The sequence below is a fragment of the Veillonella dispar genome (assembly GCF_900637515.1).
Lineage (GTDB): Bacteria > Bacillota > Negativicutes > Veillonellales > Veillonellaceae > Veillonella > Veillonella dispar.
On sequence record NZ_LR134375.1, the window covers coordinates 1,670,030 to 1,695,699 of the forward strand.

Annotated in this window: 26 protein-coding genes; 1 reads left to right on the forward strand and 25 read right to left on the reverse strand. The window is 41.0% G+C overall.

Features of this window, described 5'->3' with window-relative positions; all coding sequences use genetic code 11:
• Positions 1-33 precede the first annotated feature (33 nt).
• The 18 genes from rpmC to EL171_RS07945 form a co-directional block, all read right to left on the reverse strand.
• Entirely contained in the window at positions 34-237 is a 204-nt protein-coding gene (gene rpmC / locus EL171_RS07860; protein ID WP_004695115.1) for a 50S ribosomal protein L29, read from the reverse strand.
• A complete protein-coding gene (gene rplP / locus EL171_RS07865) occupies positions 227-664 on the reverse strand; it encodes a 50S ribosomal protein L16 (RefSeq protein ID WP_004695114.1) in 438 nt (145 codons plus the stop codon). Before rplP ends, rpmC begins: the two co-directional genes overlap by 11 nt.
• Positions 664-1,329: a 30S ribosomal protein S3 gene (gene rpsC, locus EL171_RS07870; RefSeq protein WP_005385501.1), complete on the reverse strand. Its 666-nt coding sequence runs from the start codon at positions 1,327-1,329 to the stop codon at positions 664-666. Before rpsC ends, rplP begins: the two co-directional genes overlap by 1 nt.
• Before the next feature lie 16 nt (positions 1,330-1,345).
• Positions 1,346-1,681 carry a 50S ribosomal protein L22 gene (rplV, locus tag EL171_RS07875; RefSeq protein ID WP_004695112.1) on the reverse strand — a complete coding sequence of 112 codons (336 nt, stop codon included), beginning with the start codon at positions 1,679-1,681 and terminating at the stop codon, positions 1,346-1,348.
• A gap of 13 nt (positions 1,682-1,694) precedes the next feature.
• Entirely contained in the window at positions 1,695-1,976 is a 282-nt protein-coding gene (rpsS, locus tag EL171_RS07880) for a 30S ribosomal protein S19 (RefSeq protein WP_005385498.1), read from the reverse strand.
• A 23-nt stretch (positions 1,977-1,999) separates the two neighbouring features.
• On the reverse strand, positions 2,000-2,830 hold the full coding sequence (gene rplB / locus EL171_RS07885; protein WP_005385496.1) for a 50S ribosomal protein L2: 831 nt from the start codon (positions 2,828-2,830) through the stop codon (positions 2,000-2,002).
• A gap of 26 nt (positions 2,831-2,856) precedes the next feature.
• Positions 2,857-3,141, reverse strand: coding sequence for a 50S ribosomal protein L23 (rplW, locus tag EL171_RS07890; RefSeq protein ID WP_004695108.1), 285 nt, complete (start codon positions 3,139-3,141; stop codon positions 2,857-2,859).
• Entirely contained in the window at positions 3,141-3,764 is a 624-nt protein-coding gene (gene rplD / locus EL171_RS07895) for a 50S ribosomal protein L4 (protein ID WP_005377066.1), read from the reverse strand. The genes rplW and rplD overlap by 1 nt, the downstream gene beginning before the upstream one ends.
• 26 nt (positions 3,765-3,790) lie before the next feature.
• Positions 3,791-4,432: a 50S ribosomal protein L3 gene (rplC, locus tag EL171_RS07900; RefSeq protein WP_005385494.1), complete on the reverse strand. Its 642-nt coding sequence runs from the start codon at positions 4,430-4,432 to the stop codon at positions 3,791-3,793.
• Between the two features lie 12 nt (positions 4,433-4,444).
• The gene (gene rpsJ / locus EL171_RS07905; protein ID WP_004695100.1) at positions 4,445-4,756 is read right to left on the reverse strand and encodes a 30S ribosomal protein S10; all 312 of its coding nucleotides are present in this window, start codon (positions 4,754-4,756) and stop codon (positions 4,445-4,447) included.
• Between the two features lie 180 nt (positions 4,757-4,936).
• Positions 4,937-6,124, reverse strand: coding sequence for an elongation factor Tu (gene tuf, locus EL171_RS07910; RefSeq protein WP_126413463.1), 1,188 nt, complete (start codon positions 6,122-6,124; stop codon positions 4,937-4,939).
• A 50-nt stretch (positions 6,125-6,174) separates the two neighbouring features.
• A complete protein-coding gene (gene fusA, locus EL171_RS07915; RefSeq protein WP_005385490.1) occupies positions 6,175-8,250 on the reverse strand; it encodes an elongation factor G in 2,076 nt (691 codons plus the stop codon).
• A gap of 15 nt (positions 8,251-8,265) precedes the next feature.
• Positions 8,266-8,736 (reverse strand): 30S ribosomal protein S7, encoded by a 471-nt coding sequence (gene rpsG, locus EL171_RS07920; RefSeq protein WP_004693556.1) that lies wholly within the window; start codon positions 8,734-8,736, stop codon positions 8,266-8,268.
• Positions 8,737-8,788: 52 nt separating this feature from the next.
• Complete coding sequence (gene rpsL, locus EL171_RS07925; RefSeq protein WP_004693554.1) at positions 8,789-9,163, reverse strand: 30S ribosomal protein S12; 375 nt, start codon at positions 9,161-9,163, stop codon at positions 8,789-8,791.
• A 76-nt stretch (positions 9,164-9,239) separates the two neighbouring features.
• Positions 9,240-9,485: a ribosomal L7Ae/L30e/S12e/Gadd45 family protein gene (locus EL171_RS07930; protein WP_005385487.1), complete on the reverse strand. Its 246-nt coding sequence runs from the start codon at positions 9,483-9,485 to the stop codon at positions 9,240-9,242.
• A 453-nt stretch (positions 9,486-9,938) separates the two neighbouring features.
• Positions 9,939-14,141 carry a DNA-directed RNA polymerase subunit beta' gene (gene rpoC / locus EL171_RS07935; RefSeq protein ID WP_039968980.1) on the reverse strand — a complete coding sequence of 1,401 codons (4,203 nt, stop codon included), beginning with the start codon at positions 14,139-14,141 and terminating at the stop codon, positions 9,939-9,941.
• 29 nt (positions 14,142-14,170) lie between these two features.
• Positions 14,171-18,313 carry a DNA-directed RNA polymerase subunit beta gene (rpoB, locus tag EL171_RS07940; RefSeq protein ID WP_126413465.1) on the reverse strand — a complete coding sequence of 1,381 codons (4,143 nt, stop codon included), beginning with the start codon at positions 18,311-18,313 and terminating at the stop codon, positions 14,171-14,173.
• Between the two features lie 331 nt (positions 18,314-18,644).
• Positions 18,645-20,060 carry an aspartate ammonia-lyase gene (locus EL171_RS07945; RefSeq protein ID WP_126413467.1) on the reverse strand — a complete coding sequence of 472 codons (1,416 nt, stop codon included), beginning with the start codon at positions 20,058-20,060 and terminating at the stop codon, positions 18,645-18,647.
• A 262-nt stretch (positions 20,061-20,322) separates the two neighbouring features.
• Between EL171_RS07945 and EL171_RS07950 the strand changes: the two genes are divergently transcribed.
• On the forward strand, positions 20,323-21,939 hold the full coding sequence (locus tag EL171_RS07950; RefSeq protein ID WP_005385478.1) for an ArnT family glycosyltransferase: 1,617 nt from the start codon (positions 20,323-20,325) through the stop codon (positions 21,937-21,939).
• Positions 21,940-22,042: 103 nt separating this feature from the next.
• On the opposite strand, the gene rplL is transcribed toward EL171_RS07950, so the two are convergent.
• From rplL to rpmG, 7 genes are all read right to left on the reverse strand, one after another.
• Positions 22,043-22,411 (reverse strand): 50S ribosomal protein L7/L12, encoded by a 369-nt coding sequence (rplL, locus tag EL171_RS07955; protein WP_005385476.1) that lies wholly within the window; start codon positions 22,409-22,411, stop codon positions 22,043-22,045.
• A 70-nt stretch (positions 22,412-22,481) separates the two neighbouring features.
• Positions 22,482-22,988 carry a 50S ribosomal protein L10 gene (gene rplJ, locus EL171_RS07960; RefSeq protein ID WP_039968977.1) on the reverse strand — a complete coding sequence of 169 codons (507 nt, stop codon included), beginning with the start codon at positions 22,986-22,988 and terminating at the stop codon, positions 22,482-22,484.
• A 172-nt stretch (positions 22,989-23,160) separates the two neighbouring features.
• A complete protein-coding gene (gene rplA, locus EL171_RS07965; RefSeq protein ID WP_005385473.1) occupies positions 23,161-23,871 on the reverse strand; it encodes a 50S ribosomal protein L1 in 711 nt (236 codons plus the stop codon).
• Positions 23,872-23,947: 76 nt separating this feature from the next.
• Positions 23,948-24,373, reverse strand: a complete 426-nt coding sequence (rplK, locus tag EL171_RS07970) for a 50S ribosomal protein L11 (RefSeq protein ID WP_004693535.1) — start codon at positions 24,371-24,373, stop codon at positions 23,948-23,950.
• Between the two features lie 103 nt (positions 24,374-24,476).
• The gene (gene nusG / locus EL171_RS07975; RefSeq protein ID WP_005385471.1) at positions 24,477-25,013 is read right to left on the reverse strand and encodes a transcription termination/antitermination protein NusG; all 537 of its coding nucleotides are present in this window, start codon (positions 25,011-25,013) and stop codon (positions 24,477-24,479) included.
• Between the two features lie 12 nt (positions 25,014-25,025).
• A complete protein-coding gene (secE, locus tag EL171_RS07980; RefSeq protein WP_005385468.1) occupies positions 25,026-25,247 on the reverse strand; it encodes a preprotein translocase subunit SecE in 222 nt (73 codons plus the stop codon).
• A gap of 41 nt (positions 25,248-25,288) precedes the next feature.
• Positions 25,289-25,438, reverse strand: coding sequence for a 50S ribosomal protein L33 (gene rpmG, locus EL171_RS07985; protein WP_004693530.1), 150 nt, complete (start codon positions 25,436-25,438; stop codon positions 25,289-25,291).
• Between the last annotated feature and the right edge of the window lie 232 nt (positions 25,439-25,670).

Consider the following 25,670-nt stretch of genomic DNA (forward strand, 5'->3'; position numbering starts at 1 on the left):
AAGCCTCCTTTTCAACCTTTAACAAATCTGTTATTATGCGTTTTCAGATTTAAGTTCAACTTCACGTTGTACAGTTTTAATACGAGCGATTGTCTTCTTAACTTCACGAATGCGCATAGGATTTTCTAATTGACCTGTTGCAAGCTGAAAACGGAGGTTAAATAACTCTTCCTTAAGACCGGAAACTTTTTGTTCCATTTCGGCAGCGCTCATATTGCGAATGTCATTAACCTTCATTTACGTCACCACCCAATTCTTTACCCTTAACAACAAATTTGCATTTGATTGGAAGTTTATGGCTTGCAAGACGCATAGCTTCACGAGCTGTAGCTTCTGGCACACCGTCCATTTCAAACATTACACGACCTGGTTTAACTACTGCTACCCAGTATTCAGGAGAACCTTTACCGGAACCCATACGAGTACCAGCTGGTTTAGCTGTGATTGGTTTGTCAGGGAAAATTTTAATCCATACTTTACCACCACGTTTGATATAACGAGTCATAGCAATACGGGCAGCTTCGATTTGACGGTTAGTGATCCAAGATGGTTCGCATGCTACCAAGCCGAACTCACCATGAGACACTGTATTACCGCGCATAGCACGACCTTTCATACGGCCGCGGAATTGCTTACGATGTTTTACGCGCTTTGGAATAAGCATTACTTGCCACCTTCTTCCTTCTTAGCAGGTTGTTTCGCTTCTGGCAAAACTTCACCTTTGTAAATCCATACTTTAATGCCGATACAACCATATGTTGTATGAGCTTCAGCAGTACCGTAGTCGATGTCTGCACGAAGTGTATGCAAAGGAATAGAACCTTCACGGTAGGATTCGCTACGAGCGATTTCAGCGCCGCCAAGACGACCGCTTACCATGATTTTAATACCTTTTGCACCTAAGCGCATTGTACGACCTACAGCTTGTTTCATTGCACGACGGAAACCGATACGGCGTTCCAATTGGCCAGCAATGTTTTCTGCAACCAAAATTGCATCCATGTCTGCTTGTTTAATTTCTGCGATGTTAACGTCCACTTGTTTGTCAGTGAAACGAGTCATTGCTTTTTTGATATCTTCGATACCAGCACCACCACGACCGATAACCATACCTGGTTTTGCAGTGTGGATAGTCAATTTAATACGTTTATTTGTACGCTCGATTTCAATGCGGGAAATACCAGCAATGAAAAGGGTTTCTTTCAAGAAGTTACGAATTTTTACGTCTTCATGAAGATTAGCAGCGAAATCTTTATCTGCATACCATTTTGCGTCCCAATCTTTTACGATACCGACACGCAAACCGTGTGGATTAACTTTTTGACCCACTCTGTTTCCCTCCTTCTTAAGCTCTTTCTTTAACTACTACTGTTACATGGCTAGTGCGTTTCAAAATTTTGAAAGCTTGACCACGGGAACGAGGATGAATGCGTTTTAATGTAGGGCCTTGATCAACGAAGATCTCGGATACGTAAAGATTGTCAACATTCATATCGAAATTATGTTCAGCGTTTGCGATTGCAGAACGCATAACTTTTTCTACTACATCAGCGCCAACTTTCGGAGTGAACTTCAAGATGGCAAATGCTTCGCCGATGTTTTTACCGCGCACTAAATCTGCAACGATACGGATTTTACGAGGCGCGATTCGGATATGTCTAGCGATTGCTTTTGCTTCCATGTATTATTTCCTCCTATTTTTTGCCTGTAGATTTTTCGTCCTTACCATGACCTTTATAAGTACGTGTAGGAGCGAACTCACCTAATTTATGACCTACCATATCTTCTGTAATGAATACAGGTACATGTTTGCGACCATCATGCACAGCAATTGTGTGGCCTACAAAACTTGGGATAATAGTAGAGGCACGGGACCAGGTTTTTACAACTTTCTTTTCGTTAGTTTCGTTTAAAGCTTCAACTTTCTTAAGCAAATGATCTGCTACGAAAGGGCCTTTTTTAATAGATCTGGACACTATTTTATCTCCTTTCCTTTATCCTATTTTGTACGACGTTTAATGATTAAGCTGTTAGAAGCTTTTTTCTTGTCGCGAGTTTTAACACCATGTGCTGGTTTGCCCCAAGGTGTAACAGGATGTTTACGACCAACAGGAGATTTACCTTCACCACCACCATGTGGATGGTCACAAGGGTTCATTACAACACCACGGTTGCCAGGGCGAACGCCCATCCAACGATGACGACCAGCTTTACCAATTACAAGGTTGCTGTGGTCAGCGTTACCAACAACACCTACTGTTGCACGGCACTCTTGACGAACACGACGCATTTCACCAGATGGTAAACGAAGAATAGCATAGCCATTATCTTTACCCATCAATTGAGCAGATGTACCAGCGGAACGAACGATTTGGCCACCTTTACCGATTTTCAATTCGATATTGTGGATTTGTGTACCGTCTGGAATATTAGCCAATGGTAAGCAGTTACCAGGTTTAATATCGGACTCAGGACCGGAGAATACAACGTCACCAACTTTTAGACCGTTAGGAGCTAAAATGTAGCGTTTTTCACCATCAGCGTAGTTAAGCAAAGCGATACGAGAAGAACGGTTAGGATCATACTCGATTGTTGCTACTTTAGCTGGAATATTATCTTTAGTACGTTTGAAGTCAATAATACGATATTGACGTTTATGACCGCCACCTTGGTGACGAACTGTCATTTTACCAGTATTGTTACGACCACCTTTTTGAGAAATCTTAGCTAGCAAAGATTTTTCTGGTTTGCTTGCTGTGATTTCGTCGAAGGCGGATACTGTCATAAACCGGCGACCAGCGGAGTACGGTTTAAATGATTTAATTGCCATTAGTGGGCCTCCTTACAACTAGACTCTTAGACACCTTCAAAGAATTCAATGGATTCGCCAGCTTTCAAAGTAACGATAGCTTTTTTGTAATCGCTGCGTTTACCTTGTGTACGACCCATGCGTTTAGTTTTGCCTAAAACACGAATAGTAGCTACTTTTTCTACTTTTACATTGAAGATTTTTTCAACTGCTTGACGGATTTGCACTTTATTTGCAGTCAAAGGCACACGGAAAGTGTATTTGCCTTCTTCCATAAGCATAGTGGATTTTTCGGTAATAACCGGGCGGATTAGTACATCATGTAATTGCATTATCCAAGTACCTCCTCGATTTTTGCGACAGCACCTTTAGTAATGAAGAGCTTATCGTAATGAAGAAGATCGAAAATGTTCATACCTTCGCAAGCCAACGCTTTAACACCTTGGATATTGCGAGCGGAACGTTCAACATTTACATCACCTTCAGTGATGAACAATACTTTTGCATCACCAACATTGAAGCTATTGATAATATTCAATACTTCTTTAGTTTTAGGAGCTGCTAATGTGATTTCTTCCAAAACGTATAATTCGCTATTATTCACTTTATCGCTAAGAGCAGATTTAACTGCTAAACGTCTAGCCTTACGAGGCATAGCTTTGTAATAGCTGCGAGGTTGTGGACCAAATGTAGTACCGCCACCAATCCAGATTGGGGAACGGCTGGAACCGGAACGTGCACGACCAGTACCTTTTTGTTTCCAAGGTTTGCGGCCACCGCCACGAACCATACCTCTAGTTTTTGTTGCATGTGTGCCGAGACGTTCGTTAGACAATTGACGAACTACGGCTTGATGCATTACGGCTTCGTTAACTTCAACGCCGAATACTGCATCGTTTAACTGTATTTCACCGACTTTAACGCCGGATTGATTATATGTTGCTACTGTAGGCATTACATAATCCTCCTTTCGACAAATGATTATTTAACAGGTTTAACCGTGTTGCGAACCATAACCAAGCTACCTTTAGCGCCTGGGATACCACCTTTAACCAATAAAAGGTTACGTTCAGCATCAACTTTCTCAACGGATAAGCGTTGTACGGTAACTCTGTAACCACCCATTTGTCCAGGGAGTTTTTTACCTTTGTATACCTTACCGCCGCCACCGGAGATCATAGGACCGATGGAACCAGGTTCACGGTGAGATTTAGAACCATGAGTTTCAGGACCACGGGAGAAGTTATGGCGTTTAATTGTGCCAGCAAAACCCTTACCTTTACCTGTACCCACTACGTCCACCAATTCACCTTCTGCGAAGATATCAGCTGCCAGAGTTTGGCCTACTGTGTAGTCAGCTGCATTAGCTACGCGAACTTCGCGAAGATATTTAACTGGAGCTACGCCAGCTTTGTCGAACTGACCTTTTACAGGTTTTGTTAAATGTTTTTCTTTAATGGAACCGTAACCAATTTGTACTGCTTCGTAGCCGTCTGTTTCAACAGTCTTAACGCGCACTACAACGCTTGGGGTAGTTTCCACTACTGTTACAGGAACTAATTGGCCTTCAGCTGTGAAGACTTGAGTCATTCCTAATTTTTTACCCAAAATAGCTTTAGACATTATCGCACCTCCTTATAGTTTTATTTCAATAGATACACCAGCTGGTAAATCTAAACGAGTGATAGCATCTACTGTTTTCGAATTTGGTTCAAGAATATCGATTAAGCGTTTATGTGTACGCATTTCGAATTGTTCACGAGAATCTTTGTTTACGTGTACAGAACGAAGAATTGTGAAGATATTCTTTTCTGTTGGCAATGGAATCGGACCAGATACCATAGCGCCATTTCTTTTTGCAGTGTCTACGATCTTAGCAGCGCTTTGATCGAGAGCTTTGTGGTCGTATGCCTTAAGGCGAATACGGATTTTTTGCTGTTTAGCCATTATTAATAATTCCTCCTGTCGTCCATTTCATGAATGGGCTGCTCCATAGAAATTCTCCTCCGCAGAGGCAACCTTCTACTTCATAGTTTAAAAACACAACACTAGAGCGGCATTACTGCCGCTCTGAATGCTGCATGTATTGTGCTCAACGCATCACTACGATGAGCATAAAAGGTTAAATTAACCTTCGATTTCAGTTACAACGCCAGCGCCTACTGTATGGCCACCTTCGCGGATCGCGAAACGAAGACCTTCTTCGATAGCGATTGGAGTGATCAATTCGATATCCATTGTTACGTTATCGCCAGGCATACACATTTCTACACCTTCAGGAAGGTTTACAACACCTGTTACGTCTGTTGTACGGAAGTAGAATTGTGGACGGTAGTTGGAGAAGAATGGAGTATGACGGCCACCTTCTTCTTTAGTCAATACGTATACTTCTGCTTTGAATTTTGTGTGTGGGTTGATGGAACCTGGTTTAGCCAATACTTGACCACGTTCGATGTCTTTGCGGTCTACACCACGAAGCAATGCACCAACGTTATCACCTGCTACTGCAGAATCCAAAGTTTTACGGAACATTTCAAGACCAGTTACTACGTATTGTTCAGCTTTTTCTTTCAAGCCTACAACTTCTACTGTGTCGCCTACGTTTACTTGACCACGTTCAACACGGCCAGTTGCTACTGTACCACGACCAGTGATTGTGAATACGTCTTCCACAGGCATCAAGAAAGGTTTGTCAGTATCACGAACTGGAGTTGGGATGTAGGAGTCTACAGCTGCCATCAATTCGTCGATTTTAGCTACATATTGAGCGTCGCCTTCCAAAGCTTTCAAAGCGGAACCTACAACGATAGGTACTTCGTCGCCAGGGAATTCGTAGGAAGAAAGAAGTTCACGAACTTCCATTTCTACCAATTCGATCAATTCTTCATCGTCAACCATGTCAGCTTTGTTCAAGAATACTACGATTGCAGGAACACCAACTTGGCGAGCCAACAAGATGTGTTCGCGAGTTTGAGGCATAGGGCCGTCAGCTGCGGAACATACCAAGATAGCGCCGTCCATTTGAGCCGCACCAGTGATCATGTTTTTAACATAGTCAGCATGGCCTGGGCAGTCAACGTGTGCATAGTGACGGTTTTCAGTTTCGTATTCAACGTGTGCAGTGTTGATTGTGATACCGCGTTCACGTTCTTCTGGAGCTTTATCGATCATGCTGTAATCTTGGAAATCAGCTTGGCCTTTTTCAGCCAATACTTTAGTGATTGCAGCAGTCAAAGTAGTTTTACCATGGTCAACATGACCGATTGTACCGATGTTAACATGCGGTTTCGTACGTTCAAATTTTTCTTTAGCCATTTTAAATTATCCTCCGAGGAAAATAGTAATTCTATTAATCTAATGTAAGATTAACCGTTTTTCTTTGCTTGAATTTCTTCAGCAATTTTCTTAGGAACTTCTTCGTAATGATCGAATGTCATGGAGTAGTTACCGCGACCTTGAGTTTTGGAACGAAGGTCAGTTGCGTAACCGAACATTTCGCTCAATGGAACATATGCTTTGATATGTTGGTTACCATTACGAGCTTCCATGCCGTCCATGCGACCACGACGGGAGTTCAAGTCACCGATAACGTCGCCCATGTATTCTTCAGGAACGTCTACTTCTACGGACATATATGGTTCAAGCAATGCAGGATCTGCTTTGCGAGCACCTTCTTTAAAGCCCATGGAACCAGCGATTTTGAAGGCCATTTCGTTGGAGTCAACGTCATGGTAGGAGCCGTCAAATACGATAACTTTGATGTCAACCATTGGATAACCAGCGATAACACCGGATTCCATAGCTTCTTTAACACCATTTTCAACAGGTCCGATGTATTCACGAGGAATTGCACCACCTACGACCTTATTTTCAAATTCGAAGCCAGCACCTGGTTCTTGAGGAATTAATTCCAACCAGCAGTGACCATATTGACCACGACCACCAGATTGACGAACGAATTTACCTTCAGATTTAACAGCTTTACGGATAGTTTCGCGATAAGCTACTTGAGGTTTACCTACGTTACATTCTACTTTGAATTCACGGTTCATACGGTCAACGATGATATCCAAGTGAAGTTCGCCCATACCGGAGATAATAGTTTGACCTGTTTCTTCATCAGTACGAACTTTGAAAGTAGGATCTTCTTCTGCCAAACGAGCAAGAGCTGTACCCATTTTTTCTTGGTCAGCTTTTGTTTTAGGTTCAACAGCAACGGAGATAACTGGTTCAGGGAATTCCATGGATTCAAGAATTACAGGATTCTTTTCATCACAAAGAGTATCACCAGTAGTAGTATCTTTCAAGCCTACAGCTGCAGCGATGTCGCCAGCGTAAACCATGTCGATTTCTTTACGAGTGTTAGCGTGCATTTGAAGAATACGGCCGATACGTTCTTTCTTACCTTTTGTGGAGTTGAAAACGTAGGAACCGGATTCCAATGTACCGGAGTACACACGGAAGAACGCTAATTTACCAACATAAGGGTCAGCCATGATTTTGAATGCCAATGCGGAGAATGGTTCATCATCGGAAGAAGGACGAGTAGTTTCTTCTTCAGTACCAGGAACGACACCTTTAATAGCTGGAATGTCGATAGGAGCTGGCATGTAATCCACAACAGCGTCCAATAACATTTGTACACCTTTGTTTTTGTAGGAAGAACCACAAAGAACTGGGAACAATTGGTTAGCAATAACTGCTTTACGCAATGCTGTTTTCAATTCTTCAATGGAGATTTCTTCACCTTCCAAATATTTCATCATAATATCGTCATCAGTTTCAGCGATAGCATCGATCATCATTTCGCGACGAGCTTCAGCTACTTCTTGATATTCTGCTGGGATATCAGTGATTTCATATTCTTTACCGTCATCGGATTTGTAAATTTCCGCTTTCATAGTCATCAAATCGATGATGCCTTCGAAAGTATCTTCAGCGCCGATTGGCACTTGAATAGCTACGGAATTTGCACCCAAACGGGATTTCATCATATCAACTACGTTGAAGAAGTCAGCACCTACAGTATCCATCTTATTTACATAAGCGATACGAGGTACGCCGTAGTTAGAAGCTTGACGCCATACTGTTTCGGATTGTGGTTCAACGCCGCCTTTAGCACTGAATACCGCAACAGAACCGTCAAGTACACGTAGAGAACGTTCTACTTCTACAGTAAAGTCAACGTGACCAGGAGTATCGATGATGTTGATACGATGATCTTTCCAGTGACATGTTGTCGCAGCAGAAGTGATTGTGATACCACGTTCTTGTTCTTGCGCCATCCAGTCCATCGTAGCAGCACCTTCATGTACTTCGCCGATTTTGTGAACAATACCTGTATAGTAGAGGATACGTTCTGTAGTTGTTGTTTTACCAGCATCGATGTGAGCCATGATACCGATATTACGAGTTTTTGCTAGGGAAAACTCTCTTGCCACAGTTGTCACCTCTTATTACCAACGATAATGAGCAAATGCTTTATTAGCTTCTGCCATTTTATGAGTATCTTCTTTTTTCTTGATTGCAGCGCCTGCATTGTTGAAAGCGTCCATCAATTCGCCTGCTAAGCGTTCTTTCATAGTGCGTTCACCACGAAGACGAGCATAGTTTACAACCCAGCGAATACCGAGTGTTTGACGGCGATCAGCACGAACTTCAACTGGCACTTGGTAGTTCGCACCACCGATACGGCGAGCACGCACTTCAAGTACAGGCATAACATTTTTCAATGCTTGATCAAAAACTTCCATTGGGTCTTGACCCATTTTGGAACGAATAATTTCGAATGCATCATATACGATAGTTTCAGCAATGCCTTTTTTGCCATCGTACATAACTTTGTTAATGAAACGTGTTACTAATTTGCTGTTGTACACCGGATCTGGAAGTACATCACGTTTCGGAACAGGGCCTTTTCTTGGCATGTTCAATTCCTCCTTTATAATGATGTGTGTTAGTTTCGTTTAATGGCTAAAATTATTTTTTAGCTTTTTTCGCGCCGTATTTGGAACGACTTTGCATACGGTTTTGTACGCCAGCTGTATCCAATGCACCACGAACGATGTGATAACGCACACCTGGAAGGTCTTTTACACGACCGCCTCTGATAAGTACAACACTGTGTTCTTGTAAATTGTGACCAATGCCTGGGATGTAAGCAGTTACTTCAATAGCGTTTGTCAAACGTACACGGGCAACTTTACGAAGCGCGGAGTTTGGTTTCTTTGGAGTAGCTGTGTACACACGAGTACATACACCACGTTTTTGTGGAGATTCTTGAAGTGCTGGAGCTGTAGATTTTTTAGTCAAGCTCATGCGACCTTTGCGTACTAGCTGATTAATTGTTGGCATTTGGGCACCTCCTTTCCAAATTTGAGATTTATAATTGATCCGTCATAACAAAGTGTTACATCGGATATTACCAAGATTAACGTAGGATACCTACCGCTGTGGCCCGCACCTTAATGCGACACGCACGACCAAGGTCATCCATAGTGTGCTTGTCATTCACAGGTATTCCCTGTTCAGCACAAGCATTTCGTATAGGTCCAACTACACTTTCATCACTATCATGTCCTACGAACACATACTTCACAGTCCCTCGTGCAATGTTTTTCAACGTTTGCTTGGCACCGATTGTTTTGTTCATCGACTTCAGATGGGCAATGTCCATAGTAAAATTCTCCTTACGAAATTATGCTACTTAGGCATACTTGCCCCTGAGCACTATGTAAGTATACCAATTACACAATCACATGTCAAACGTTTTTCGATGCTCTACACCGCTATACAACTGCATTTTATGTGTACACGTTTCCGTGCGTTTCACAATAGCGAATCATATAACAATATATGTAATTTTTATGCAAGAATGGTTATTTTATTCTCATTTTTATACATTATTTTCATATTATTTTAATTAATCACATTTCATGTATGCATAATTGATATAACTGAAAAATAAATAGTCATTTTTTCGATTCATTTTATTTGCTTTATTCAAAATAACGATTTTATTAGACTTATTATTTTATTTATCCATATGACACGTCTATCTGTAACAGCAAGTTTGGGATAAAAAAAAGAGCGTGCCCTAAGGCACGCTCTTTTATAGTATCCCTATAGATTATTCTTCTATAGCAGATTCTTCTGTAATATCGATAATTTCAGGTGTGTTTTTAACAACCTCAATCTTACGGTAACGGCTCATGCCAGTACCAGCAGGGATCAATTTACCGATAATTACGTTTTCTTTTAAGCCCAATAATGGATCGATTTTACCTTTGATAGCGGCATCTGTAAGAACACGTGTTGTTTCTTGGAAGGACGCTGCAGACAAGAAGGAATCCGTTGCCAAAGCGGCTTTAGTAATACCCAATAATGTACGTTTGCCTGTAGCATTTTCACGGCCATTAAGAGTAAGACGACGGTTTTCTTCGTCAAAGGTATTAACGTCGACCATATCCCCTGGAAGCATATCTGCATCGCCAGCTGTTTCAACTTTTACTTTATGAAGCATTTGACGTACGATAACTTCGATATGTTTATCATTAATTTCTACACCTTGAGATTTATATACTTTTTGTACTTCGTATACGAGGTAACGTTGAGTTGCTTCAGTACCCATTACGCGCATAATGTCATGAGGGTTGATAGAACCTTCTGTTAAACGTGCACCTAAGGATACAACATCACCGTCTTTAACGATAATGCGAGAACCATAAGGGATGAGGTAATCGAGTTCAATACCGTCTTCACCAGTGATGAAGATAGTATTAGTACCTTTTTTACCTTCGTTAGGTACAACGCGAACTGTACCTTCGTTTTCTGCGATGATAGCATTACGTTTTGGTTTACGCGCTTCGAATAATTCTTCGACACGTGGCAAACCTTGTGTAATATCGTCACCTGCGACACCACCTGTATGGAATGTACGCATTGTCAACTGAGTACCAGGTTCACCGATGGATTGCGCTGCAATAATACCTACAGCTTCACCAACTTGAACTTGACCGCCTGTACCAAGGTCGCGACCATAACACTTGCGACATACACCATAAGGGCTGCGACAAGTCAATACGGAACGGATTTTAACTGTTTCGTAGTGTTTTACAACTTCATCAGCCAATGGTTCTGTGATTTCACCGTTAAGAGGAACGATAACTTCGCCAGTTTCTTTATTAACTAATTCTTCAGCTGCAATACGGCCTACGATACGATCTTTTAATGGTTCAATAACGCCAGTACCCTCAACGATTGCTTCCACTTCAATACCGTGGATTTCGTTGTTACGTACTTGTACTTCTTTTACATCAGAGTTAAGGATAGCTTCGATGCCTTCTTCAGTGAGGCGAGTATTAGCAGGGAAGATTTCTACACCTTCACTGTCAACAATTGCTTGTACAGTATCCTTGTTCAACATATTTTGAACCATAGTTTCTTTTAATGTTGCACGGATGCTGTCGTCACTTTCACCAAGAATAATTTTTTGAACCAAATTAGTATGGTTGATATCGCTATCAGAGCCCAAGTGAGCACCGCGCAATGCGACAGATGTAACACCGGATTCTGCAATATCAGCTAAGCATTGTTCGTCCAAGATAGTTTCAGCAGGTACAACAAGTTCCCCTGTTTCTACATTCACTACATCTTTATCTAGAACACGACCAATAAGCTTGTCTTTCAACAATTCCAATGCTTGACGTGGAGATGTAGCCAAACGAGCGCGTTCACGAACGAGATCGATACCTACAACGTCACAATCGTCCTCACGAACGATAACGTCTTGAGATACGTCAACAAGACGACGAGTCAAGTAACCGGAGTCAGCTGTACGAAGCGCTGTATCGGCCAAACCTTTACGAGCACCATGAGAGGATGTAAAGTAATCCAATACAGTCAAACCTTCTTTAAAGTTTGCTTTGATTGGTAAGTCGATGATACGACCAGATGGATCGGCCATCAAACCACGCATACCAGCAAGCTGACGGATCTGTTGTTTGTTACCACGGGCACCAGAGATAGCCATCATGTAAACAGGGTTGAAGCCATCTTTGTCACGCGCCATATTATCCATCATGGCATCAGTAACATCTTCTGTTGCTTGAGTCCACAATTGGATAGTTTTACGGTAACGTTCTTCTTCTGTAATAAGACCACGGCGATACAAGCGAGATACTTTTTCTACTTCTTGTTCTGCTGTGTCTAATAAACCAGTTTTTACTTCTGGTACTTTAATATCTGCAATAGCTACAGTCATACCTGCGCGACGAGCGAAGGAGTAACCCAAGGATTTGATACGGTCCAAAAGTTCTGCAGTTTTTTCATTGCCAAACAATTGGAAGCATTGGTCAACCAATTTACCAACTGTTTTCTTATCCATAACCTTACCTAAAGAGTAAGTGCCATCTTCACGTTTTTCGTATTGCCATAATTCTGGGAATAGTGCATTGTTGAAGATTAAGCGACCAGCTGTAGTTTCTACACGGCCATGGTCAGGTAAACGGATATAAAGAATATCTTGCAAGCCAATGATATGAGACTCGTATGCAAGCATTACTTCGTCATAAGTAGCAAATGTTTTTGCTTTATCACGAGTATCTTCGCGTACAACTGTTAAGTAGTATGTACCCAAGATCATATCTTGAGAAGGTACTGCTACTGGTTTACCGTCTTTAGTAGACAAGATGTTATGGCTAGAAAGCATCAATGTACGAGCTTCTGCTTGTGCTTCTACGGACAATGGTAAGTGACACGCCATTTGGTCACCGTCAAAGTCGGCGTTGAAGGCTGTACATACTAATGGATGCAATTTGATAGCACGGCCTTCCCAAAGGATTGGTTCGAAGGCTTGGATACCAAGTCTATGCAATGTAGGGGCACGGTTCAAGAGAACTGGATGTTCTTTGATTACCTCTTCCAAGGATTCCCATACACCAGGGCCAATTCTTTCTACTTGGCGTTTAGCTGCCTTGATATTGGATGCTTGACCGCGTTCTACCAAACGTTTCATAACAAAAGGTTTGAACAATTCCAATGCCATTTCTTTAGGCAAACCACATTGGTGCATTTTAAGTTCAGGACCTACTACGATAACGGAACGACCAGAGTAGTCAACACGTTTACCAAGCAAGTTTTGACGGAAACGACCTTGTTTACCTTTAAGCATATCGGACAAGGATTTCAATGGACGGTTACCAGGACCTGTTACAGGACGGCCACGGCGACCATTATCGATCAATGGGTCAACAGCTTCTTGAAGCATACGTTTTTCGTTGCGCACGATGATATCAGGAGCACCTAAGTCTAACAAACGTTTCAAACGGTTGTTACGGTTGATAACACGACGGTACAAATCATTGAGGTCAGATGTAGCGAAACGACCACCATCTAATTGAACCATAGGGCGCAATTCAGGTGGGATAACAGGGACAACATCCATGATCATCCATTCTGGGCGGTTGCCAGATTGACGGAATGCTTCTACTACTTCTAAACGACGAACTGCACGGATTTTACGTTGACCACTAGCAGTGTTCAATTCTTCGCGCAATTCAGCATTCAATGCTTCAAGATCAAGTTCTGCTAAAAGAGCTTTTACAGCCTCAGCACCCATGTCGATACATACGAAGAGAACCTCTTCAGCAGCGCCCAATTCATAACGCTCTTCACGAGTTAATTCTTCGTATTCTTTATCAGCTTCTGGGATTGTTGCATCATCGCGAAGAGCCGCATTATAGCGCTCTTTGCGTTGTGCTTCACGAACAATAGCCAAACGTTCGTTACGTTGAGCTACTGTTTCGATTACGACGGATTTACCACCGATAGTATAACCGTCTTCGTTAAATTGAGCTTCATATTCGCGGTACTCTTGCTCGGACAACAATTGGCGTTTTGCCAATGGAGTACTAGCTGGATCTACTACGATGTAGGAAGCAAAGTATAATACGCGTTCCAAGGAACGTGGAGATACATCAAGGATGAGGCCCATGCGGGATGGGATACCTTTAAAGTACCAAATGTGAGATACAGGAGTAGCCAATTGGATATGGCCCATACGTTCACGACGTACTTTTGCACGTGTAACCTCTACACCACATTTATCGCAGACTACGCCTTTATGGCGAATGCGTTTATATTTGCCGCAGTGACATTCCCAGTCCTTTGTTGGTCCAAAAATGCGTTCGCAGAATAGACCATCACGTTCTGGCTTCAACGTACGGTAGTTAATAGTTTCAGGTTTCTTAACTTCCCCATGAGACCAAGCTAAGATCTGCTCTGGAGAGGCTAAACCGATTCGCATGGAATCGAATTCATTTACGTCTAGCACTACTATCGCTCCCTTCCTTATAGATAGTTTTAGTCTTCATCGTTAGAGGAATCGCCCATTGGGAACGCCAATTGGCTAAGGATATCGTCTTCACCGCCGTTATCAGCAGGTGCTTCTTCCTCTACTACAGTTACTTCATCAGTTTCTACTGCACTGCCTTCCATAACTTCTTCAATGCCAGTTTCTACCACTTCATCTTCGTCATCAAGTTCTTTCATAACAACTTCTTCTTGATCTTCATTCAAGATTTTTACATCAAGACCAATACTTTGAAGTTCTTTGAGCAATACCTTGAAGGACTCAGGTACACCTGGTTCAGGGATGTTTTCGCCTTTAACGATTTTTTCGTATGCTTTCACACGACCAACAACGTCGTCAGACTTAACAGTTAATAGCTCTTGAAGTGTATAAGCTGCGCCATATGCTTCGAGAGCCCAAACTTCCATTTCCCCGAAACGTTGACCACCGAATTGAGCTTTACCGCCCAATGGTTGTTGTGTAACAAGGGAGTACGGACCTGTGGAACGAGCATGGATTTTATCATCAACCAAGTGATGGAGTTTAAGCATGTATACGTAACCAACAGTTACACGGTTATCCATAGGTTCACCAGTACGACCATCGTACAATACTGTTTTACCATCATCGGAACGACCAGCAATGCCTAATGTTTCAAATACGTCTTTTTCATGCGCACCATCAAATACAGGTGTAGCAATATGAATACCAGCTACATCTGGTTTTGGCATGCCATATGTTTCATAATCGTAACCAAGGCCTTCGAGTTCATGACGAATTTCAACGCGTTTAGCACGAGCAGATTCAATATGGTTCAATGTAGTTTTAACTTTATTAATAGCTTCTAATTCTTCTACAAGAGCTGGATCCATTTCTGGAGCGTCTTCTTCAGAGTCGAAGAATTCTACATGAAGTGCATTGTATTTAGCTTCAATAGCTTTAAGCTCTTTATAACGAGCTTCGCCACCAAGAGCTTCAAGTTTCTTTTGCGCTGCAGATTCTACATGGCCAAGAATTTGAGATTTCAAGTCGATGATTTTTTCATCGATGTCGAAATGAGGAACTGTCACATCTTCTTTAGCTTTTGCTTCTAATTCTTCAATTTCAGCATATAAGCCGCGAATAGCGTCAATTTGTTCCCAATAAGATGCATCAGTACGAGCTTCTTTCAATACATTTTGAATGTGAAGGTCTGTAGCTTTGATTTTCATACCTAAGCCTTGAACAGCCCAACCCAAGTGAGTTTCAAGAACCTGACCGATGTTCATACGAGAAGGTACGCCCAATGGGTTCAATACGATTTGTACTGGAGTACCATCTGGAAGGAATGGCATATCTTCTTTTCTCATAACGCGAGAAACGACACCTTTGTTACCATGACGGCCCGCCATTTTATCGCCTTCATGAATCTTACGTTTTTGAGCGATGTATACGCGAACAAGTTTATTTACACCTGGTTGTAATTCGTCGCCGTTTTCACGAGTAAAGACTTTAACGTCTACTACTTTACCAGATTCGCCATGAGGTACACGCAAGGATGTGTCGCGAACTTCACGTTCTTTGTCGCCAAAGATAGCGCGCAATAAACGTTCCTCTGGAGTAAGTTCAGTTTCGCCTTTTGGTGTAGCTTTACCTACTAGGATATCGCCAGGGTGTACTTCTGCACCAATGCAGATAATACCTTCTTCATCTAAGTTTTTAAGTGTGTCGTCACCAGTATTAGGCAATTCGCGAGTGATTTCTTCAGCGCCTAATTTAGTGTCGCGCGCATCACATTCGTATTCTTCAATATGAATGGATGTATAGATATCTTCTTTGCAAAGTTCTTCACTAAGCAAGATCGCATCTTCGTAGTTATAACCTTCCCAAGGCATGAACGCTACAAGAACGTTATAACCTAATGCCAATTCGCCGCCATCAGTAGCAGGACCGTCAGCCAACACTTGACCTTTTACAACATGGTCGCCACGATTAACGATTGGTTTTTGGTTAAAGCATGTGGATTGGTTAGAACGAAGGAATTTATTCATACGGTATACATCAACACGACCATCGCTATCGCGAAGAACGTGGATTTCATTACCCCAGCAACGTACAACTTTACCAGCTTCACGGGCAAGTACGCAAACACCGGAGTCAGTAGCTGCTGTATATTCCATACCTGTACCAACAAGTGGAGCTTGCGCACGCAAGAGTGGTACCGCTTGACGTTGCATGTTCGCACCCATCAAGGCACGGTTAGCATCGTCATTTTCAAGGAATGGAATCATAGCTGTACCAATGGATACAACTTCTTTTGGACTAACGTCCATGTAGTCAACCTTATCAGGTGTAACTTCTAATACATCATGACCACGACGACAAGCAACATGTTCATTAGTGAAGTAACCTTCCGCATCGATTGGAGAGTTCGCTTGGGCAATTGTCATGCCTTCTTCTTCATCAGCTGTCATATATACAACGGAATCAGTGACACGAACTTTTACAACCTTGTCTGCATCAGCGCCTGTACCATAGATTTTTTCTACTTTACGGTATGGAGCCTCAATGAAACCGAATTCATTTACCTTCGCATAGTTAGACAAGGAGTTGATCAAACCGATGTTTGGACCTTCTGGAGTTTCAATTGGACACATGCGGCCATAGTGAGAGTGATGCACGTCACGAACTTCGAAGCCTGCACGCTCACGAGATAAACCGCCAGGGCCAAGGGCAGATAGACGACGTTTATGAGTCAATTCTGCTAATGGGTTTGTTTGGTCCATGAACTGAGACAATTGGGAGGAACCAAAGAATTCTTTGATTGCTGCCACTACAGGTCGAATGTTAATCAACGCTTGAGGCGTAATAGATTCGATTTCTTGAATTGTCATACGTTCACGAACAACACGTTCCATACGAGTTAAACCAATACGGAATTGGTTTTGTAACAATTCACCTACACAACGAAGACGACGGTTACCCAAGTGGTCGATATCATCTGTATGACCTGCTCCATCCATAAGGTTGAGCAAATAAGAGATGTTAGCGATCATGTCTTCACGTGTTACTGTACGGTGATCATATGGCAAGTTGCAGTTGTTACAGATAACTTTGGATTCTACACCATCGTTATTTACGATGTAGAACTCAGCGAAACCTTCACCATCGAATACATGGCTATTAGCAACGATATCAAGTTGTTCTTCTCCAACTTGTACACCTGCATCAAGAATGATTTCGCCAGTTTCTGGATCTACGATTGGTTGAGCCAATGTTTGACCCAACATACGTTGACGCCAGCCAAGTTTTTTGTTCAATTTGTAACGACCAACGCGCGCTAAATCATAACGGCGTGCATCGAAGAACAAGTTGTCGAACAAGTTACGAGCAGACTCTACTGTTGGAGGCTCGCCTGGACGTAATTTTTTATAGATTTCAACCAATGCTTCATCAGCAGATTGAGTTGTATCTTTTTCTAATGTACGAACGATGCGTTCATCATATACTGGCAAACCATCTTCATCAGTTTTACCATTCCAGAAGAGGTCAAGGATGCTTTCATTAGTATCCCAACCTAATGCACGTACCAATACAGTAGCTGGTAATTTACGGTTACGGTCAATACGAACAGCAACAACTTCGCTTGCGTCAGTTTCAAGCTCAATCCATGCGCCACGGTTAGGAATAACTGTGGAATCGTACAAACGGTTACCCATTGTATCGATTTCTTTATTGTAGTAAACGCCTGGAGAACGTACCAATTGGGATACGATTACACGTTCTGCACCATTGATGATGAAAGTACCTGTGTCAGTCATCAATGGGAAATCGCCCATGAATACTTCTTGTTCTTTAATGTCCATATTTTCTGGATCATTATTTACTAAGCGAATATTTACACGAAGTGGTGCTGCGTAAGTAGCATCACGGTTTTTACATTCATTAATATCATACTTAGGTTCACCTAAGCTGAAACCTTCGAAAGAAAGAACTAGATTACCTGAATTGTCTTTAATCGGAGAAATATCGTTGAAAATATTTTGTAAACCACTCTCCAAGAACCACTCATACGATTTACGCTGAATGTCCAATAAATGCGGCATCTTGATAACTTCGTTAATTTTTGCGTACGTATAACGAGTTCGTTTGCCTACCTGTTCAGGTTTGAACATATTTGCTTTCACCCCTATCAAAACACACTGGTCTACCATTTTCTATAACGGCACGGAAAAGACATCTTACAGGTCTCAGTTTTCCTGCTCGGATAACGTCAAATAAAGCAAGGCCCATTTCATTTTTAAAAATAACCTTGCTTTCCATTAACCAAGCACAACCTTGGAAGAAAACCTCATCACTATTCAAGTTATAGTTTTTATATCCAAAAGCAGGAAACGCTACTTTTGCAATATATAATTCTATCAGTATTAAAAAAGACTGTCAACCAAAAGGGTTGACAGTCTTTCATTTTCATGCTTTATTCATGTATCAAAACAACTGACTATGTTAGTTGCCTTTATGTTTTAAAAGATTAGCACCAGCAATACCAGGGCGAGTCATTTCTTTAGGAGAAAGGATATGATTGATTTCATCTTCAGTCAACAAACCTTTTTCCAAGATGATATCACGGATAGCACGACCAGTGGTATATGCTTCTTTCGCAAGAGAAGATGCTGTTTCATAGCCAAGGTGTGGCAACAATGCTGTTACGATACCAACGGAACGATTCAACCAGTATTCGCATTGTTCACGATCTACTTCAAGATCCACGAGTAATTTATCAACGAATGTATTTACACCGTTTTTGAGGTAGCAAAGATTATTGAACAAATTGTAAGCCAATACAGGTTCCATTACGTTCAATTCGAATTGACCATTTTCTACAGCCAATGTGATGGTTAAGTCATTACCGATAACTTGATAACATACTTGGTTCAATACTTCGGCGATAACAGGGTTAACCTTGCCTGGCATGATGGAAGAACCAGGTTGACGAGCTGGTAATTTTAATTCCCCAATACCACAACGAGGACCAGATGCCATCAAGCGGAAGTCGTTGGCCATTTTAATCAATACGAGAGCAGTAACTTTCAAACCGCTGGAAATATCTGCAAAGATATCTGTATTGTTAGTAGCATCAATTAAGTTTTCAGCTGTATAGAATGGTTCGCCTACTACTTCACTAAGTTCGTATGCTACATCATGAATATAATTAGGTTCCGCGTTAAGGCCTGTACCAACTGCAGTAGCACCCATGTTAATTACATGTGCACCTTCAACGGCAGATTTAATACGTTTAATACCGCGGCGAACACCAGATGCATAGGCACCCATTTCTTGGCCTAATGTAATTGGCACCGCATCTTGTAAATGAGTGCGACCCATTTTCAAAATTCCGCTATATTCATCAGCCTTTTTCTCAAGTTCATCAACAAGGCGTTGTAATGCTTCAAGTAAAGGTTTAGATTTTAAAATTGCACATACCTTGATTGCTGTTGGGAAAGCATCATTTGTAGATTGTGCCATATTACAATGGTTGTTAGGGCTTACAATATCATAGCTTCCTTTTGGATGCCCCAAAATTTCACAAGCACGGTTAGCCAATACTTCGTTCATATTCATGTTTACAGAAGTACCTGCACCACCTTGAATTGGATCAACAGGGAATTGGTCAGCAAATTGACCTTCAATTACTTCGTCTGCAGCTTGTACAATAGCTTTACCAATAGATACATTTAAGCGACCAGTTTTCATATTCGCTAAAGCAGATGCTTTTTTAACCATTGCCAATGCTTTGATAAAGTCTTGGTCCAAATGTTTTCCTGTAATATGGAAGTTTTCTAATGCACGAATTGTTTGTACACCGTAATATAATTCATCAGCTACTTCTAATTCACCTAAGAAATCATGTTCTTTTCTCATAATAAATCCTCTTTCTACTATTTTTATACAAAATAGTATTTCAATGAAACGGTTTTATCTTACGCGCTCATTATAGCATGTATTTTGTATACATAAAAGTCATTTCATGTATTCTGTACAAACAATATTCTATACAATATATTATTTCATAAATAATTTTTTTGTAACTATTTCCATATTGCTAAAAGCTTTATCTTTCATTGGTTTAATTATTACACGCCCTATAGTACAATAATATAAACTATGTAAGTAAGGAGTAATTATGATTAACAATCACATGCTGCGCATAGGTGCGCTATTTTTATTAACCGTACTAAGTTACGGTTTCTATAATGCCTATCTACCCATAACCGATCCGGTTGAATCTAACTATGTATTATCTGCTATTACAATGTTAAAACATAACTCATGGATATCCCCCATGATATATGACCAAGTCTGGTATGATAAACCGCCCCTCACCTATTGGGCGCTTATGATAAGCTATAAACTATTTGGCATATCTGACTTTACATCGCGCATACCAAATACACTTATTGCTGGTGGCAGTGTTGCGCTTATGTACCATCTTGTGTATCGCATTAAAGAGTCCACGCATATAGCAATTACGAGTGCCATACTTTTGTTTGGTGCCTTACAGTTCTGGTACATTTCTCACGCAGTCATAACAGACGGCTTCCTATTCTTCTTTTCACTAGCTATCTTCGGCTATTCTTATCTAGCTTTCACCAACAACGATAAACATTCCATGGTAAAAGCCTATGGAGCGGCAGCCTTAGCGGTTGTAACTAAAGGGCCCGTTGGTATTGTTCTGCCTGGATTAATACTATTACTATTCATTGCTGCACGATGGCTTACCCAAAAAGATAAAGATGAATACTCACTTGCTAAGGATATTACATTATTATTTAATCCTTTGGGAATTCTCTTATTTATAGTTCTTGCCAGTCCATGGTACATCGCTATGTACTCGATTCACGGTCAAGAATTCATATCTGGTTTCCTAGGGCTTCACAACATGGAGCGAGCACTTGTATCTGAGCATCCAAAATTCAATGTTTGGTATTATTACCTAATCATTGTCCCTCTTGCTCTATTACCATGGACACCAGCCGTTATTTACCGACTCAAAAACATTACCTGGAAAAATAATTTTTATCTTCTCGGCGCCATCTGGTTTGTAGTAATTGTATTATTCTATTCACTAGTGGCCACAAAGTATATAACCTATACGTTACCAGCAATAATCCCATGTCTTATCTGGGGTGCTGAAGCTATCACAACTAGCTGCCATAACAAGAGTACTAGTTTTAAATATATTGTAACGATTCCATTAGGCATATATACAATCTTATTCCTAGTAGCCAGCATCGCAACACCAGAATTAAATCCTATACCATTAATTAGTGCATTCGTATTACTAGTACTATTTGCACTAGTAGTTAAACGGTATAGAAATCGCAACGTACCATTATCTATCTATTTAGCCACACCTTTAACTATTTTATATACGGCAATCACAATAACTGTAACACCTATTTTATCTGATCAATCGGGGCTTCAATTCAAGCCATATATTGAGTCAAGTGCACAACACACATATATATATGGTACCTACTATACATCGATTGTGTATTATACAAAAGATACACCAACTCAAGTATTTGTACATACTACAGATAATCCAGTATGGACAGCAGGCAAAACATTGATGCCCACAATAACAGTAGAAGAATTTGATACTAGGATATCTAATGAGAAAGGTGCTACCATCATTGTGCCAAATAAATATAGTAAAGAATTTGCTAATTCACCAACTAACAACATAGCAACAGAGGTTGGAAAAACTAAATCGGCTAGCATTTATAAAATTCAATAATCATAACCAAAACTTGCTAATTGGTATTGATAGATAACTACAAAATTTTATTTCTATAACAAAAAAGGCGTACCCGAGGGTACGCCTTTTATTATGGCTAGAATTATTTCAATTCTACAGTTGCGCCAGCTTCTTCCAATTGAGCTTTCAAAGCTTCAGCTGCTTCAGTAGCTACGCCTTCTTTTACAGGTGCAGGAGCGCCGTCAACGATAGCTTTAGCTTCTTTCAAGCCAAGACCAGTTGCTTCACGAACAACTTTGATTACGTTGATTTTGGATGCGCCAGCATCTTTCAAGATTACGTCGAAGGAATCTTTAGCAGCGCCGCCTTCAGCACCACCAGCAGCTGCTACAGCTACAGGAGCTGCTGCAGTTACGCCAAATTCTTCTTCAATTGCTTTTACAAGATCATTAAGTTCAAGAATAGTTGCTTCTTTCAATTCAGCAACGATGTTTTCAATGTTCAATGCCATTTTAGTTTTCCTCCATAAAATAGTTTATTGTATCAGTCTTAAGCGACCAATGAATACTTCGCAGAAATTATTATTCTGCAGCTTCTGCTGGTTGAGCTTCTGCAACAGCTTTGACAGCGTATGCAACGTTGCGAACAGGAGCTTGCAATACGGAAAGCAACATGGAAAGCATGCCTTCGCGGTTTGGAAGACTTGCAATTGCTTTAACGCCTGCAGCATCCATAACTTCGCCTTCAACGATACCAGCTTTAACTGTTACAACTTCTTTCTCAGTAGATTTGATGAATTGTTCGATTACACGAGCAGGTGCAACAGCATCTTCTTTAGAAGTAGCCAATGCAGTTGGACCTTCTAAATGCTCAGCGAAACCTTCAAGATTCAATTCATTTGCAGCAATGCGAGTCAAAGTATTTTTGATTACTTTGTATTCAACGCCTTCAGCCAACATTTTGCGGCGAAGATCAGTTGCTTGCGCAACAGTCAAACCAGTGTAACCAATCAATACAGCGCCTTTTGCTTCAGAAAGAGTTTCTTTCATTTGAGCAACGATTGCTTTCTTTTGTTCAGTGACAGCCATTAGATTACCTCCTTGTAGATTTTTTGGTGCTCTATGTACTATCTTAGCGTAAAAACGACCCCATCGCACGCGATGAGGTCGAACTAGTCCTAGATTATCTAGTGTCAGCCTCAGCGGGCGGATTTTCATCCATTATACATACCAGCCGTCTACAGCTAAGAGACATATGTGATTATTGCTCTTTTGTAACGTTGCTCAATTTGAACACGTTCAAAGGCACACCAGGGCCCATTGTAGCGGACAAGGTTACAGATTTAATGTATTGACCTTTAGCTGCTACAGGTTTAGCCTTGATAATAGTATCAACGATTGTACGGTAGTTGTCAAGTAATTTTTCTTCATCGAAGGACGCTTTACCGATGGAGCAAGAGATAATACCTGCTTTATCAGTACGGTATTCGATTTTACCAGCTTTGATTTCGTTTACTGCACGAGCAACGTCTGGAGTTACTGTACCAACTTTAGGGTTTGGCATCAAGCCTTTAGGACCCAAGATTTTACCAAGACGGCCAACTTGACCCATCATGTCTGGTGTAGCAACTACTACGTCGAAGTCGCTCCAACCACCTTGGATTTTAGCTACTAACTCTTCAGAACCTACGAAATCTGCACCAGCTTCTTCAGCTGCTTTAATGTTGTCGCCTTTTGCGAATACAAGAACGCGTTTAGTTTTGCCAGTACCATGAGGCAATACTACTGCACCACGAACTTGTTGATCAGCGTATTTAGGGTCGACATTCAAGTTGAAAGCGATTTCAACTGTTTCATCGAAATTTGCAGTTGCAGTTTTCTTAACCAACTCGATTGCTTCTACTGGTTCGTAGAACTTACCAGCTTCAATAAGTTTTACTGCCTCAGCGTATTTCTTACCTACTTTTGCCATTATAATATCCTCCTTATGTGGTCAAACGGGAATTCCCTCCCACCGATTTGCGCCTTATGCGCAAGTCGTACGCTTATTAGTCAACGATTTCAATGCCCATGCTGCGAGCAGTACCTTCTACCATGCGCATACCTTGTTCTACGGTATTAGCATTCAAGTCAGGCATTTTCAATTCAGCAATTTCACGAACTTTATCGCGACCTACTTTTGCTACTTTATCACGGTTAGGTACACCAGAACCTTTTGGAATACCTGCAGCTTTTTTCAATAATACTGCAGCTGGTGGAGTCTTAGTGATGAAGTCGAAGCTACGATCTTCATATACGTTAATAACTACTGGGATAATTAAGCCAGCTTGTTTAGCAGTACGTTCGTTGAATTCTTTTGTGAAAGCAACGATGTTAACACCTGCTTGACCTAGTGCAGGACCAACTGGTGGTGCTGGAGTAGCTTTAGCGGCTTCAATTTGTAGTTTTACTTGTTTAACTAATTTCTTAGCCATGGGTAATTAAACCTCCTATGCTTATACTGTGGTGGTAACGGATATACATCCTCCCACTGGCAACCAAAATCGATTGCTCTTTTTTAGAGTTATAATATATATATTAAAGAGCTTTCTCAATTTGAGAGAACTCTACCTCTACCTCGGTATCTCGGTTGAACATTTCCACATTAAGTTTTAATGTTCCTTTTTCAGGGTTAAGTTCGGTAATAACACCTAGTTTATCTTCAAAGGCCCCGGACGTAATGCGTACCGTTTCACCAACTTCTACATCGATGTTGATGCTTGGTTTCTTATCCAAGCCCTGAGACTTAAGTATATGTTCTACTTCGGAATCAGAAAGTGGAACTGGTTTAGTGGCAGAGCCAACGAAGCCTGTTACACCTGGTGTGTTGCGCACAACATACCAAGAGCGGTCGTTAACTTCCATTTCAACCAATACGTACCCAGGAAATATCTTACGTTTTACTACTTTTTTAACCCCATCTTTTTCGTCTATTTCGTCTTCAAGAGGTACCAAAATTCGGCTAATCACATCTTGTAGACCCATAGACTGAACTTTAAGTTCAAGAGTGGTTTTAACTTTATTTTCGTAGCCTGAATAGGTATGAATTACATACCACTTCTTATCTGCTTCCATGAAATGGCCCCCTTATCCAACAAAGTGCAACAACGTATTAAAAAGTTGGGCAAAGACTGCATCAAGTACATAAATAATAAAGGCGATAAAAATCGTCACTAAAAATACTACTATTGTGTAATTGATGAGTTCTTTTTTTGTTGGCCAGACTACTTTTTTAAGTTCAGCTTTCACACCGCGGAAGAATTTTCCAAATCCACCACGCTGCTGCACTGCTGAGTTAGACTTTGCCATTGTTTCACATCCTCAAATCAACAGGTAATGAATGATAAGAATTATTTTGTTTCACGGTGTAATGTATGTTTACCGCAGAATTTGCAATATTTCATCATTTCAATACGATCAGGATTGTTCTTTTTATTCTTGTTCGTTTGATAGTTACGTTGTTTGCAATCTGTGCAAGCTAAAGTAATGGCATTACGCATCCGGATACACCTCGCTTTTTATTTACTAATCTGTCTCTTGTACTCGAAAACGCTCGACTACATACTAAAGAAATATATCATACGTAGCAAGCGATGTCAAGAATTTTGAGCAACTCAAAAAAGCCAGGCACATGTACCTGACAGGGATAGTATAACAAAAAATGGCGTTCCTTGTCTAGAAAGGAACGCCATTAATATGGTAATAAATTATCACATATTTTTCATGCAATTT